Consider the following 14323-nt stretch of genomic DNA (forward strand, 5'->3'; position numbering starts at 1 on the left):
CAAAAAAGTCGAAATCTAACGTGGGCTAGCGGGGCAGCGCCGCGGCTTCTTCGGGCGTGAGCGCCGTGATCGCGAGAGCGTGGATGCCGCGCTGCATGGCCTCGGCCAGCGCATCATACACCATGCGATGCCTTGCCACGCGGGCTTTCCCCGCGAATGCGCCCGCAACGATCGTGACATGATAGTGACCGCCGGCAGCGGCGCCCGCGTGTCCGGCATGCTGCGCGCTGTCGTCGCGCACGTCGATCGAAACCGGGGTGAGCGCCGCGGTCAGGCGCGTTTCGATGAGCGCCATGCGCTCGGCGGGGCTGGCGTTGAGAAAGACGTCGCTCATTCTTCTTCCTTCATGTAACGCGAAAGCCACAGGCTCTGGCCGACGATGAACACCACGAGAATGCCGGTCGCGCCGAACAGCTTGAAGTCGACCCACGCGTCGGTGGAGAAGTGGAATGCCACGAAGAGATTGAGAATGCCGAGCAGCGCGAAGAAGATCGACCAGACGAAGTTCAGTTGCGTCCAGATGCGCGGCGGCAGGGTGATCTGCTTGCCCATCATCGCTTCGATGAGGTTCTTGCCGAAGGCCATCTGCGAGACGAGCAGCACGACCGAGAACGCCCAGTAGAGCACGGTCGGTTTCCACTTGATGAAGGTTTCGTCGTGCAGCATTAGCGTGGCGCCGCCGAACACGACGACGATGCCCAGCGAAAGCCACAGCATCGGGTCGACCTTGCGGTGACGGAACGCGACCCAAGCGATCTGCACGAGCGTAGCTCCAATCGCCACGGCCGTAGCCGTGAAGATGCCCCACAGCTTGAAGGCGACGAAAAAGAGGATGATCGGGAACAGATCAAACAGGAATTTCATTATCGGCCTGAGAGTTGACGAATTGAGCCCGGCAAAAGAGGGCACGACGTTGTCAAGGCCGCATTGGGCCCCGCGCGGGGCGCGAGGCTGCCTTGGCAACGTCACTTGGGCTCGAATTGTAGCGCAGCCGAATTGATGCAATACCGAAGGCCCGTCGGGGCCGGACCATCCTCGAACACGTGGCCGAGGTGCGCGCCGCAGTTCTTGCAGCGCACCTCGATGCGAAGCATGCCGTGCGTGCGGTCGGTTTTCTCTTCGATCACCTCGCCGTTGATCGGGCGGAAGTAGCTCGGCCAGCCGCAACCCGCGTCGAATTTCGTGTCGGACTCGAAGAGCGGCGTGCCGCAACACACACAGTCATACACGCCGCGATCGAAATGATCCCAGTATTTGCCCGTGAAGGCTCGCTCCGTGGCCGCATGGCGCGTGACCTGATACTGGCCTTCGTCGAGCTGCTCGCGCCATTGCTCGTCGGACCGGTAGCCGGGGTAGGAGGGTGAGTTGTGGTCGTCCTGGCTCATGTCGGGTTCCTGTCGGGTGGGAAACAAGGATCACGTAGATGGGGGCGCGCTCACGAAGAGCAACTGACTTCGAGCGAACTCGCCCAGTCGGGCGGCAGCCCTGCGTACGACGCGTTCTCGGGCTGCTCGTCGAATGGCCGCTCGAGCACCCTGGCGAGCCGCTCGACTTCGCTGAAGTCCTTCTGCGCAGCGCGCTCGATCGCCGTTTGCGCGAGGTGATTGCGCAGCACGTATTTCGGATTGGTGCGGTTCATCGCCTCGACGCGCGCAGCGTCGTCGCGTGTTTCGTGCGCGAGGCGCGCGCGGTAGTCGGCAGCCCACGCGTCGAAGGCGGCGCGATCGAGAAAGAGATCGCGCACCGGCGTGTCGCCACTCGCGTCATGCTTCGAGACGCGCGCGAGATGGCGATAGGTGAGCGTGAAATCGGCACGGTTGGCATGCATGATTTCGAACAGCTTGTTCGCGAGCGCGTCGTCGCCTTCGCGCTCGTGTTCGAGGCCGAGCTTCGCGCGCATGCGCGCTTCGAGCGCGGGCGCGAAGTGCCCCTTGAAGCGTTCGAGCACGCCTTGCGCGTCGGCTACCACGCGCTCGCCGCGCTTCTTTTCGTCGGCGATGTCGTAGTGCGCGCCGAACAGCGGCACGAGCGCTTGCGCGAGGCAAAAGAGATTCCAGTACGCGATCTGCGGCTGCATGCGATACGCGTAGCGGCCCTGCGAATCCGAATGATTGCAGATGTGGTTGGCGTCGAAGCCGTCCATGAAGCCGAACGGACCGTAATCGATCGTGAGGCCGAGGATCGACATGTTGTCGGTATTCATCACGCCATGGCAGAAGCCCACGGCCTGCCACTCGACCATCAGCGCTGCCGTGGTGCGCACCGCCTCGTCGAGCAGGGCGAGGTACGGGTCGTCGGCTTCGCGCAGTTGCGGATAGTAGCGCGCAATCACGTGGTCGGCGAGCGCGCGCAGCGCGTCCACGTCGTCGTGCGAATAGAAGTGCTCGAAGTGGCCGAAGCGCACGAAGCTCGGCGACACGCGCGTGACGACCGCAGCCGTCTCCATTTCTTCGCGGCGCACGGGCTGGTCGGAGCCGGTCACCGTGAGGGCGCGCGTGGTCGGAATGCCGAGATGATGCATGGCCTCCGAGCACAGGAATTCGCGGATCGACGAGCGCAGCACCGCGCGGCCGTCGCCCATGCGCGAGTAGGGCGTGCGGCCCGCGCCTTTGAGCTGGATCTCGTTGCGCCTGCCCTCGTGCTCGACCTCGCCGAGCGTGAGCGCGCGGCCGTCGCCGAGCTGGCCCGCCCATACGCCGAACTGGTGGCCGGAGTAGACCGTTGCGTACGACATGGCCGAAGGCGAGCGCTCGCGCGTGAAATTTCCGCTAAAGAACCCGGCGAACGCGGGGTCGGCAACGGCGGATGCATCGAGCCCGAGTTGCGCGGCCATGGCCTGCGAGAAGCCGACAACGTAAGGCGCAGGCAGCGGCGCGCCGGGCAGTCGCGTGTAAAAGCGTGCGCCGAGCGCGGCGAAGGCGTCGTCGCGCGGCACGATCAGTGCGCGTTCGAAGTCGGCGAGCGGACCGGTGGCGGGCGTGTGCGTAGCGGACGAGCCGCCTTGGGAGTCGGGAGTGCCTGGTGAAAACGACATATTGAGGGCCTGTTGAATAGTCGATATTGTAAGTCCGCACCCGCCGGCGTGCTGGGGCAGGTTCGAAGCTTGCCGGCGAGCCAGCCCGATGCGCCAAAGACAACGCCAGACAAAGCCGATCAAACGCGAGGAGACCGCCACCGATGACTGCGCCGCTGCTGGGACAGATGATGGATGTGCCGCTCACGCTCCCGTCGTTGATTGCGCATGCGGCGCGCCACCATGGCAACGCGCAGATCGTCTCGCGCCGCATCGAGGGCGATATTCACCGCTACACGTACCGCGAATGCGAGGTGCGCTCGAAGCAGCTTGCCCAGGCGCTCATTGCGCTGGGCGTGGCGCCGGGCGAGCGCGTCGGCACGCTGGCCTGGAACGGCTACCGGCACCTCGAAGCCTATTTCGGTGTGACCGGATTCGGCGCCGTGTGCCACACCATCAATCCGCGGCTCTTTCCCGAGCAGATCGCGTGGATCGTCAATCACGCCGAAGACCGCTACGTGCTGTTCGACATCACGTTTGCCGCGCTCGTCGACACGCTCGCGCCGCAATGCCCGAGCGTGCGCGGCTGGATCGCGTTGTGCGACGAGTCGCACCGGCCGGCAATGCGCACGGAAGTGCTCTGCTACGAAACGCTGCTCGCCGCGCAGGACGGCCACTTCGCGTGGCCCGAACTCGACGAGCGCAGCGCCTCGAACCTTTGCTACACGTCCGGCACCACGGGCAACCCGAAAGGCGCGCTGTACACGCATCGCTCGTCGGTGCTGCATGCCTATGGCGCGTCGCTGCCCGACGCCATGGGGCTTTGCGCGCGCGATGCGATCCTGCCGGTCGTGCCGATGTTCCATGTGAACGCATGGGGCATTCCGCATGCGGCGCCGCTCACGGGTGCGAAGCTCGTGATGCCCGGCAAGGATCTCGACGGCAAGTCGCTCTATGAACTCATGGAAGCGGAAGGCGTCACCGCCTCGGCCGGCGTGCCCACCGTCTGGCTCGGCTTGCTGGCGTATGTGCGCGCAGCGGGCGTGCGTTTTACCAAGCTGCAGCGCACGGTGGTCGGCGGCTCGGCCTGCCCGCCGGCGATCCAGCGCGCCTTCGAGGACGACTACGGCGTGCAGACCATCCACGCGTGGGGCATGACGGAGATGTCGCCTCTCGGCACGCTCTCGAGGCTCAACTGGGAGCAGTCGGAGCGTCCGCGCGAAGCGCAGCAGGCGCTGCTCGAAAAGCAGGGGCGCGTGATTTTCGGCGTGGACATGAAGATCGTGGGCGAAGACGGGCGGGAATTGCCGTGGGATGGCGTGACGTTCGGCGACCTGCACGTGCGCGGGCCGTGGGTGATCGACCGTTATTTCCGCCAGGAAAGCGGCTCGCCGCTCGTGGACGGCTGGTTCCCCACGGGCGACGTCGCCACGATCGACCCCGACGGCTTCCTGCACATCACCGATCGCAGCAAGGACGTGATCAAGTCGGGCGGCGAGTGGATCAGCTCGATCGACCTGGAAAACATCGCCGTGGCGCATCCGGCCATCGCGGAGGCCGCGTGCATTGCCTGCGCGCATCCGCGCTGGACCGAGCGGCCGCTCATCGTCGCGGTGAAGAAGCCCGGCGCCGCGGTGACGCGTGAAGAGTTGCTCGCGCACTTCGAAGGCAAGGTCGCGAAATGGTGGCTGCCCGACGACGCCGTGTTCGTCGACGAATTGCCCCATACGGCAACGGGCAAGCTGCAAAAGCTCAAGCTGCGCGAGCAGTTCCGCGCCTATGTGCTACCGACTGCGTTGGCCGTGGAGGGCTGTCCGCTCGACCCGGCGCAAGACGCCGCGAAGCGCGGATAAGCTACCCCGAGCCGCCCGCGCAGCCGCGCAAGGTTCTCCGGCGCAGCCATCTGGCTGCGTTTTTTTCTTCCGACTTTTTCCGGTCAACCCGCCAGATTCGTGGGTTCAGTACAAACCCTGGCGTCCGCAGCGCAGCAAAAAATTGAACGAACGTTCTTTTTTTGGGTATTCTGCCTGCTGACCGGGAATGTCGGACAATGAAACCGACGACGCACATCGCGGCCCGCAAGCATGGAGGCAGGCAAATGGCAGTGGACTACACGACTCGCGACGGCGTCGCCGTCATCACGCTCAATAATCCGCCCGTCAACGGCCTCGGGCATTCGACCCGCGCAGGCATTGTCGAGGGCCTCGCGCGCGCCGCTAGCGATCCGGCCGTTGCGGCCATCGTGATCACGGGCGCCGGCAAGGCGTTCTCGGGCGGCGCGGACATCACCGAATTCAACACGCCCAAGGCGATGCAGGAGCCCACGCTCCACACGGTCATCAAGGAAGTCGAAAAGAGCGCGAAGCCGGTCGTGGCCGCGATCCATAGCGTGGCCATGGGCGGCGGTCTCGAACTCGCGCTCGGCGCGCACTACCGTATCGCTGCTCCCGGCGCGCAGATCGCGCTGCCCGAGGTGAAGCTCGGCATTCTGCCGGGCGCGGGCGGCACGCAGCGTCTGCCGCGTGCGATCGGCCTGGAAGCCGCGCTCAACATGATCGTCACGGGCGCGCCTGTGATGAGCGAAAAGCTCGCGAATTCGGGGCTCTTCGACGCCATGGCGCAAGGCGATCTGCTCGAAGAGGCAATCGCATTCGCGCGCAAGGCGGCCGACAAGCCGGGCCCGCATCCGCTCGTGCGCAATCGCAAGATCGAACACGCGAACGCCGAGGGCTTCCTGCAGTTCTCGCGCAACACCGTGGGTGCGATGGCGAAGAACTATCCCGCGCCGGTGAAGTGCGTCGACGCCATTGCTGCGGGTGTGAAGCAGGGCTTCGAAAAGGGCCTCGCCTTTGAGCGCGAATGCTTCCTCGAACTCGTGCAGACGCCGGAAAGCCGCGCGCTGCGCCACGCGTTCTTCGGCGAGCGTGCCGCGAGCAAGATTCCCGATGTGCCGTCGAGCACGCCCACGCGCGATATCGAGAAGGTGGCCGTGATCGGCGCGGGCACGATGGGCGGCGGCATCACGATGAACTTCCTCAACGCGGGCGTGCCGGTCACGCTGCTGGAAACGAAGCAGGAAGCGCTCGATCGCGGCCTCGCCACGATCCGCAAGAACTACGAAGCGCAGGTCAAGAAGGGCAAGCTCACGCAGGAGAAGCTGGAGGCGCGCATGGCGCTCATCAGCCCGACGCTCTCCTACGACGACCTCAAGCAAGCCGATCTCATCATCGAGGCAGTATTCGAAGAACTCGGCGTGAAGGAGCAGGTGTTCAAGCGCCTCGACGAAGTCGCCAAGGCTGGCGCGATCCTCGCCTCGAACACTTCGACGCTCGACGTCGACAAGATCGCGGCGTTCACGAAGCGTCCGCAGGACGTGGTGGGTCTGCACTTCTTTAGTCCTGCCAACGTGATGAAGCTGCTCGAAGTCGTGCGCGGCAAGGAAACGGCCAAAGACGTGCTCGCCACCGTCATGCAGGTCGCGAAGAAGATCCGCAAGACGGCCGTGGTGTCGGGCGTGTGCGACGGCTTCATCGGCAACCGCATGATCGAGCAGTACGTGCGTCAGGCGCTCTACATGCTCGAAGAAGGCGCACTGCCCGCGCAAGTGGACCGGGCAGTCGAAAAGTTCGGCTTCGCGATGGGCCCGTTCCGCATGAGCGATCTGGCCGGCAACGATATCGGCTGGGCCATTCGCAAGCGCCGCTATCAGGAACACCCGGACATGAAGTACTCGAAGATCGCCGATCGTCTGTGCGAGACCGGCCGCTTCGGGCAGAAGACCGCCGCGGGCTGGTACGACTACAAGGCGGGCGAGCGCAACGCGCTGCCTTCGAAACTCGTCGACGAGATGATCGTCGCGTACTCGAAGGAAGCCGGTGTTGAGCGCCGCAAGATCAGCGACGAGGAAATCGTCGAGCGTCTCGTGTTCTCGCTCGTCAACGAAGGCGCGAAGATTCTCGAAGAGGGCATCGCTTCGAAGGCGTCGGACATCGACATGGTCTATCTCACGGGCTACGGCTTCCCGCTGTGGCGCGGCGGCCCGATGCTGTACGCCGACACGGTCGGCCTCTACAACGTCGAGCGCGCGATTCGCCGCTATGCGCAGCAGCGCAATGGCGAGGCGTGGGAAGTCGCGCCTTCGATCGTCGAACTGGCTGCCAGTGGCGGTACGTTCAACTAAGCATTACTTGCGGACGCAAAAGCGGACGAACAGGCGGACGAACATCATGAGAAGCGCAGACGACGTGCTCCTGCTGATCGACCTGCAATACGACTTCATGCCCGGCGGCGCGCTTGCTGTCGCGCGTGGCGATGAAGTCGTGCCGGTCGCGAACCGGCTCGCGCAGGGCTTCAGCCACGTGGTGCTCACGCAGGACTGGCACCCGGCGCAGCACGTTTCATTTGCGGCCAACCACGCGGGGCGCGCGCCGTTCGAGACGACGGCGCTGCCCTACGGCGAGCAAGTGCTGTGGCCCGTGCATTGCGTGCAGGGCACCGAAGGCGCGGCGCTGCATCGCGACCTGGACGTGCCGCACGCGCGCGCGGTGATCCGCAAGGGCCATCACGCCGACGTGGACAGCTACTCCGCGTTTCTCGAAGCCGACCGCAAGACGCCGACGGGCCTCGCGGGTTATCTGCGCGACGTAGGCGTGAAGCGCGTGTACTGCTGCGGCCTCGCGACCGACTACTGCGTGGCGTGGTCCGCGCTCGACGCGCGCGCTGCCGGCTTCGAAACCGTGCTGATCGAAGACGCCTCGCGCGCCATCGACCTGAACGGCTCGCTTGCCGCCGCGTGGCAGCAGTTGCTCGCGGCCGGTGTGAAGCGCGCGCAGTCGGCCGAGGTGCTGGCACTGTCCGCCTGAACGTCCAATCAAAGACATCCTCTGGATTCAATATTCGTAGTGGGAGACATCGCATGACTGACGCCGTAATCGTATCGACCGCCCGCACGGGCCTCGCCAAATCCTGGAAGGGCGCCTTCAACATGACGCACGGCGCCACGCTCGGCGGGCACGTGACGCAAGCCGCCGTCGAGCGCGCGAAGATCGACCCCGCGCGCGTGGAAGACGTGATCATGGGCTGCGCGAACCCCGAGGGCGCCACGGGCGCGAATATCGCGCGCCAGATCGCGCTGCGTGCGGGCCTGCCCGTGAGCGTGCCGGGCATGACGGTGAACCGCTTCTGTTCATCGGGACTCCAGACGATCGCGCTTGCCGCGCAACGCGTGATCGCGGGCGAAGGCGACGTGTTCGTCGCGGGCGGTGTGGAATCGATCTCGTGCGTGCAGAACGAGATGAACCGCCACATGGTGGCCGAAGGCTGGCTCAACCAGCACAAGCCCGAAATCTACTGGAGCATGCTGCAAACGGCCGAGAACGTCGCGAAGCGCTATGAAATCTCGAAGGATCGCCAGGACGAGTACGGCGTGCAGTCGCAGCTGCGCGCGGCGGCCGCGCAGGCAGCCGGTCTCTTCAACGACGAAATCGTGCCGATGACGGTCCTCGCCGGTGTCGCCGACAAGGCCACGGGGCAGCTCGTCACGAAGGAAGTGACGATCGCCGCCGACGAAGGCATTCGCGCCGACACCACGCTCGAGGGCGTTGCGAAGATCCGCACGGCGATGCCGGGCGGCGTCATTACGGCCGGCAACGCGAGCCAGTTCTCGGACGGTGCGAGCGCCTGCGTCGTGATGAACGCTAAAGTCGCGGAACGCGAAGGCCTGCAGCCGCTCGGCATTTTCCGCGGCTTCGCCGTGGCGGGCTGCGAACCGGACGAGATGGGCATCGGTCCCGTGTTCGCCGTGCCCAAGCTGCTCAAGCAGACGGGACTGAAGGTCGAGGACATCGGCCTGTGGGAACTGAACGAAGCGTTCGCAGTGCAGGTGCTGTACTGCCGCGACAAGCTCGGCATTCCCGCCGACCGCCTGAACGTGAACGGCGGCGCAATTGCCGTCGGTCACCCGTATGGCGTATCGGGCGCGCGCCTCACGGGCCACGCGCTCATCGAAGGCAAGCGCCGCGGCGCGAAGTTCGTCGTGGTGACGATGTGCATCGGCGGCGGGCAGGGCGCTGCCGGCCTCTTCGAGGTCGTGTGATGCACGGTGCGGCGGACTCGCGAGAGTCTGCCGCCGCCTCGGCCACACCACCGCTTTCCCGCGGCTTTCCGCGTGCCGAGCCGCTCTCGCACCCGTGCCGCTGCGGGTATCATGACGGCTATCGGCGCGCGCACGGTGCGGCGCCTGTTCCCATGCAGACTGAAAGAGGTGAGTTCGTGATTCGTCATATCGTGATGTGGAAGCTCAAGGAGTCGGCCGAAGGCGCGACGCGCGCCGAGAACGTCGTGAAGTTCAAGGCGCTGCTCGAAGGCTGCCGCGATCTCGTGCCGGGCACGCTGCACCTCGAAGTCGGTGTGGCCGAGCCGGGCCTCGCTTCCACATTCGACCTCGTGCTCGTCTCCGACTTCGCCGACCAGGCCGCGCTCGACGGCTATCAGGACCACCCCGAGCATCTCGTCGTGAAGCAGTTCGCGAAGCTCGTGGTCGAGTCGCGTCAGTGCGTGGATTACGTGGTCTAACGCGCATCATGACCGGTACCGCAGATCAATCGCAGGGCGGCGGCGCGCCAAAAAGCGAAGACGCTCAAGAACCGCAACCATCGCTCACGATCATCGAGAGTCCCTTCGTCGAGCACCTCGGCGCGCAACTCGTGAGCGCGCGTGACGGCGCGAGCGAAGTCGTGCTGCCGCTCGCCGAGCGGCATCTGAATACATGGGACGTCGCGCACGGCGGCGTCACGATGACGCTCGCCGACATCGCGCTCGCCATGGCCGCGCGCAGCGTCGCCGCCGACGGCGTGGGCGTCGTCACCGTCGAAATGAAAGTGAACTTCATGCAGCCGGGGCGCGGCGAATTGCGCGCCACCGGCCGCGTGCTGCACCGTTCCACTACCATGGCCTATTGCGAAGGCGAGATTCGCGACAGCGAAGGCCATTTCGTCGCCAAGGCGCTCGGCACCTTCAAGTACATGCGCCGGCTTGCGGTGGGCCGTGACGTGACGCGTCAGCGTCTGCGCAGCGACCCCAGCGCGCGGCCGGGGCCGAGCGACGGTTAAACGCGCAATCGGGCGCGTGCGAGGGCTTTGCTCGTGCGCACCCGGGTGCTGTTCTCTCGCGCGGCAGGCGTGCAACGCCTCGCCGCGCCCAACGAAGCAACACGGATGCCATGACCCAGACCAATCGCCAGATCCTGCTCGCTTCGCGCCCGGAAGGCGCCGCGAGCGTCGATAACTTCCGCCTCGTCAAAACGCCGCTCGCACCGCTCGAAGAGGGCCAGCTGCGCGTGCGCAACCACTATCTCTCGCTCGATCCGTACATGCGCGGGCGCATGAACGACAGTAAGTCGTACGCAGCGCCGCAGCCGCTCGACTCGGTGATGATCGGCGGCACGGTGGGCGAGGTGGTCGAATCGCGCAACCCGAAGTTCAAGGTCGGCGACAAGGTCGTGGGCATGTTCGGCTGGCAAGAGTTCGGCACCTCGAACGGCAGTGACCTGCATGTCGTCGATACGACGCATGTGCCGCTTTCCGCGTACCTCGGGCCGGTCGGCATGCCGGGCGTCACCGCGTGGTACGGCCTGAATCGCATCATCGAGCCGAAGGCGGGGCAAACCGTCGTCGTGAGCGCGGCGAGCGGCGCGGTGGGCAGCGTGGTCGGCCAGCTTGCGAAGCGCGCGGGCTGCCGCGCAGTGGGTATCGCGGGCGGCGCGGACAAATGCCGCTATGTCGTGGAGACGCTCGGCTTCGACGCATGCGTCGACTACAAGGCCGGCAATCTCTATCAGGATCTCAAGGCCGCGACGCCGGACGGCGTGGACGGCTACTTCGAGAACGTCGGCGGCGCGGTGCTCGACGCTACGCTCGCGCGCATGAACGCGTTCGGCCGCATCGCGCTGTGCGGGATGATCGCCGGCTACGACGGCGAGCCGATGCCGCTCAAGTATCCGCAACTGCTGCTCACGCAGCGCCTGCTTGCGCAGGGCTTCATCGTGAGCGAGCACATGGAAGTGTGGCCGCAGGCGCTCGCTGAACTGGGTACGCTGGTCGCGAAGCAGCAGCTCGCGTATCGTGAGACCGTGGCCGAGGGGCTCGAGAACGCGCCCGGCGCGTTCCTCGGCATGCTCAAAGGCCACAACTTCGGCAAGCAGCTCGTCAAGTTGATCTAACTATCTGAGTGTGAGCGCAAGCGCCCGGGAAGGGGCGCTTCGCTTTTCCGTGCGCAGTGTTCACCGCAACCTTCACCGCAGGATTCGCAATGTCCGAACCGTTTGAGTTCGACGGCCGCGTGGCTGTCATCACGGGCGCGGCAAGCGGCTTTGGCCGCGCGTTCGCGCAACAGGCCGCAGCGCTCGGCATGAAGCTCGTGCTCGCCGATGTCGATCAGACGCTGCTCGACGAAACCGTCAATGCCTTGCGCGAAGGCGGCGCGCAGGCCATCGGCGTGCGCACCGACGTGCGCGATGCCGCGCAGGTCGACGCACTCGCTAAGGCCGCGCTCGACGCGTATGGCAAGGTCCATCTGCTCTTCAACAACGCGGGCGTCGGCACCGGCGGCTTCGTGTGGGAAAGCACCGCGAAGGACTGGGACTGGGTGTTCGGTGTGAACGTAATGGGCGTGGCCAATGGCGTGCGCAGCTTCACGCCAGCCATGCTCGCGCAGGGCGAGCGCGCGCATATCGTCAACACGGCGTCGGTGGCGGGGTTGCTTTCGCCGCCCGCCATGGGCGTGTACAACGCGTCGAAGCATGCCGTGGTCTCGCTCACCGAGACGCTTTATCACGACCTGAAGAACGTGACCGACAAGGTGAGTTGCTCGTTGCTGTGTCCGGCCTTCGTGTCGACCGGCATCGCGAACGCCGAGCGCGCCCGGCCTGACGATCTTCGCAACGAAGAACCACCCACGCGCTCGCAGCAAGCCGCCGATCTGCAGTTGCAGCGCGCGGTGCGCTCCGGCAAGCTCACGCCCGACGACGTCGCGAAGGCGACCTTCGACGCCGTGCGGGACGGGCGCTTTTATATCCTCACGCATCCGCAGATTCTTCCTTCGGTGAAGCTGCGTCATGAGGACATCGAAACATTGCGCAACCCGACCGATCCGCTCTCGCTCAAACCTGAAGTCAAGAAAGCGCCGCAATAAACGCGGCGGAGGTCACGCTCGTGCGTTACGACGGCACGATCCACGAGTTCATCAAGGTGGGCGCGTTCATCGACGAGGCGCGGCGCGCACAGCAGCAGGCCGCGCACGCGCCGCGCGTCGCGTACGGCACGGGCGACTGAAACGCGCTCAGCCTCTTTCGACGGTATAGGTTTCGTGGCGCTCGAAGGCGCCCGGGCGGACGACGCGATGCGCGCCGTCGTCGTCGCTGCGCTCTAGCGCTTCCACATCCAGCAGGGTGCCGCGCAGCGTGACGCGCAGCGCCGTGGTGCCGCGTGTGCCGTAGTCGGGCGTTTCGATGAATGCCGCGGAAAGCGCACGTTCGCGTTCGAGCGAAATGCCCGTGGCGGGCAACTCGCGGTCGGGCGCGACCTGCGGGTCGCGCATCATGTCTACGAGCCGCGCGAGTGGGACTTGCGCGTCGCCCGTCGCGAGCTGTGCGAGTTCTGCGCGCTTGCGTACGAGCTTGGGCCACGGCGTGTCGAGCACGGCATTGGAAATGCCGTGCGTGCCTTCGGGCAGCAAGGCCGGCGCGCGGTCCGCGCGATTGCAGTACCACGCCAGCTCGCGCCGCGTCCAGTCGCCGACGATCAGATTGAAGCCGTTATAGAGATCGCCCGAGCGCGCGATCTCGTCGAGATAGCCGAGCGGCGTATCGGGCAGACCTTGCGCGCCGGTGAGCCAGCGCGAGACGAGCGTGCCGCGCGTGGGCGCGTCGGGGCGCATGTCGTTCGGCGCGCGATAGTTCGTGAGCGCGGCGAAGCGGCCGCGGCGCGTCATGCCCAGCCACGTGCCGCCGCCGACGAGATCGCGGCCCGCCAGCACGCCCGTTGCCGAACTGCCCGGGGACGTGACGTCGTCCGAGGCGTTCCACCAGTGCAGCGGGTCGGCGGTGCGGCGCAGGAACTCGTCGCGGTTGGCCGCGAGCGTGAAAAGCGCGCCGGCGCGCGCGCGCGGACGCCAGTCGAACACGATCAGGCACATGGAGCGGGCCCCTGCAGGGTCGGGTCTGGGGCCATGCCCAGGCAACGTGAGGCGCCGGGCGCCTCACGTGCAATGGACGCGGTGCGCAGCGTCAAATTTCGGCCGGCAACGCGTACGGCAGCGGCAACACGCGCAGCGCGGGGCCGTCCGCGGCGCCGAGATGCACGCTGCCCGTTTCGAGTGCGGCAAGCTTGATCTCGGCGAGCAGATCGACGCCGCCCTCGGGCGCGGCGGCGGCGTTCACGACCATGCCGCACGGCTGGCTCGGGTCGTCCGAATGGAAAAGCTCGGCCCCCGCATGCGCGGCGTCCAGATTCGCGGCCACATTGGCGAGCGCGGTGCGGCGCTTGATCGTGCCGCGATACTGGCTGCGCGCGACGATTTCCTGGCCGGGGTAGCAGCCCTTGCGGAAGTTCACGCCGCCCAGCACGTCGTAGTTGACCATCTGTGGCACGAACTGCTCGCTCACGGCCTGCGTGATGCGCGGCTCGCCCGCGCGAATGTCGAGCCAGTCCCACACCGCCGGCGACACGCGCTCGACCAAACCCTCGAGCTTCGCGAGGCGCTCCTGCACCGCTTGCTTCGGGCCGACCCACAGATAACGCAGCACGCCGGCCGCGTCGGGCACACGGATCAGCGTGCCTGCGGGGTCGTCCACCTTCACGTGCACGCCGTCGGGCAGCGCGTCGAACACGCTCGCGAGCGCGCCGCGCACGTCGCCAGCGAGCCCCACTACGAGCAGCTTGTCGCTGTCGTCGGTGAGCTTGGCCTTGGCCCGCAGCACGAACATCGACAGGCGTTTTTGCACCGGCGCCTGTACGTCCTTCGAGATCAGGAGACGGATCGTGTCGCCGGTCTTCCAGGTGAGGAACGAGGCGAGCAGACGGCCCTTGGGCGAGCAGTAGCCCGCGAGGCGCGCGCCGGCCACGTCGAGATGCTGGACGTCGTTGGTGAGCTGGCTGTGCAGGAAGGTCGCGGCGTCGTCGCCATTGGCGTCGATCACGCCGAACTGCGGCAGGATCGCGTAGGCGCCGCCTTTCAGAACGGCGTCGAAGTCGGCCGTGGATTCAGGAGCGGAAAGCGTGGAAGCGGGATCGAGCGGTGAGTTCATGGATTCGG

General features: G+C 66.2%; 14 protein-coding genes. 8 read left to right on the forward strand and 6 right to left on the reverse strand.

What is annotated here, in order from left to right; all coding sequences use genetic code 11:
* Window positions 1–25: 25 nt before the first annotated feature.
* The 4 genes from ACOJB8_RS30370 to ACOJB8_RS30385 form a co-directional block, all read right to left on the reverse strand.
* On the reverse strand, window positions 26–334 hold the full coding sequence (locus tag ACOJB8_RS30370; protein ID WP_342945726.1) for a BolA family protein: 309 nt from the start codon (window positions 332–334) through the stop codon (window positions 26–28).
* Window positions 331–864 (reverse strand): septation protein A, encoded by a 534-nt coding sequence (locus ACOJB8_RS30375; RefSeq protein WP_069268086.1) that lies wholly within the window; start codon window positions 862–864, stop codon window positions 331–333. The genes ACOJB8_RS30370 and ACOJB8_RS30375 overlap by 4 nt, the downstream gene beginning before the upstream one ends.
* 101 nt (window positions 865–965) lie before the next feature.
* Window positions 966–1385: a peptide-methionine (R)-S-oxide reductase MsrB gene (gene msrB / locus ACOJB8_RS30380; RefSeq protein WP_342945727.1), complete on the reverse strand. Its 420-nt coding sequence runs from the start codon at window positions 1383–1385 to the stop codon at window positions 966–968.
* Window positions 1386–1435: 50 nt separating this feature from the next.
* A complete protein-coding gene (locus ACOJB8_RS30385; protein WP_475015923.1) occupies window positions 1436–3034 on the reverse strand; it encodes a protein adenylyltransferase SelO in 1599 nt (532 codons plus the stop codon).
* A gap of 143 nt (window positions 3035–3177) precedes the next feature.
* Here ACOJB8_RS30385 and ACOJB8_RS30390 point away from each other — a divergent pair, with 143 nt between their 5' ends.
* From ACOJB8_RS30390 to ACOJB8_RS30425, 8 genes are all read left to right on the forward strand, one after another.
* Window positions 3178–4866 carry a 3-(methylthio)propionyl-CoA ligase gene (locus tag ACOJB8_RS30390; RefSeq protein WP_368683066.1) on the forward strand — a complete coding sequence of 563 codons (1689 nt, stop codon included), beginning with the start codon at window positions 3178–3180 and terminating at the stop codon, window positions 4864–4866.
* A gap of 245 nt (window positions 4867–5111) precedes the next feature.
* Window positions 5112–7193 carry a 3-hydroxyacyl-CoA dehydrogenase NAD-binding domain-containing protein gene (locus ACOJB8_RS30395; RefSeq protein WP_475015925.1) on the forward strand — a complete coding sequence of 694 codons (2082 nt, stop codon included), beginning with the start codon at window positions 5112–5114 and terminating at the stop codon, window positions 7191–7193.
* Between the two features lie 46 nt (window positions 7194–7239).
* Window positions 7240–7875 carry a bifunctional nicotinamidase/pyrazinamidase gene (gene pncA / locus ACOJB8_RS30400; RefSeq protein WP_069268081.1) on the forward strand — a complete coding sequence of 212 codons (636 nt, stop codon included), beginning with the start codon at window positions 7240–7242 and terminating at the stop codon, window positions 7873–7875.
* Between the two features lie 53 nt (window positions 7876–7928).
* The gene (locus ACOJB8_RS30405) at window positions 7929–9107 is read left to right on the forward strand and encodes an acetyl-CoA C-acyltransferase (protein WP_342945731.1); all 1179 of its coding nucleotides are present in this window, start codon (window positions 7929–7931) and stop codon (window positions 9105–9107) included.
* Between the two features lie 176 nt (window positions 9108–9283).
* On the forward strand, window positions 9284–9586 hold the full coding sequence (locus ACOJB8_RS30410; protein ID WP_069268127.1) for a Dabb family protein: 303 nt from the start codon (window positions 9284–9286) through the stop codon (window positions 9584–9586).
* An 8-nt stretch (window positions 9587–9594) separates the two neighbouring features.
* Window positions 9595–10122 (forward strand): PaaI family thioesterase, encoded by a 528-nt coding sequence (locus ACOJB8_RS30415; RefSeq protein ID WP_083245560.1) that lies wholly within the window; start codon window positions 9595–9597, stop codon window positions 10120–10122.
* A 110-nt stretch (window positions 10123–10232) separates the two neighbouring features.
* Window positions 10233–11231: an NADP-dependent oxidoreductase gene (locus tag ACOJB8_RS30420; RefSeq protein WP_069268079.1), complete on the forward strand. Its 999-nt coding sequence runs from the start codon at window positions 10233–10235 to the stop codon at window positions 11229–11231.
* A gap of 89 nt (window positions 11232–11320) precedes the next feature.
* A complete protein-coding gene (locus ACOJB8_RS30425) occupies window positions 11321–12202 on the forward strand; it encodes an SDR family oxidoreductase (protein WP_475015927.1) in 882 nt (293 codons plus the stop codon).
* 147 nt (window positions 12203–12349) lie between these two features.
* Here the strand turns inward: ACOJB8_RS30425 and ACOJB8_RS30430 are convergent, their stop codons facing one another.
* Window positions 12350–13204 carry an NRDE family protein gene (locus tag ACOJB8_RS30430; RefSeq protein ID WP_069268077.1) on the reverse strand — a complete coding sequence of 285 codons (855 nt, stop codon included), beginning with the start codon at window positions 13202–13204 and terminating at the stop codon, window positions 12350–12352.
* Between the two features lie 91 nt (window positions 13205–13295).
* Entirely contained in the window at window positions 13296–14315 is a 1020-nt protein-coding gene (gene ygfZ, locus ACOJB8_RS30435) for a CAF17-like 4Fe-4S cluster assembly/insertion protein YgfZ (RefSeq protein ID WP_342945734.1), read from the reverse strand.
* Window positions 14316–14323: the final 8 nt, after the last annotated feature.

The sequence above is a fragment of the Paraburkholderia sp. BR10141 genome, assembly GCF_056155635.1.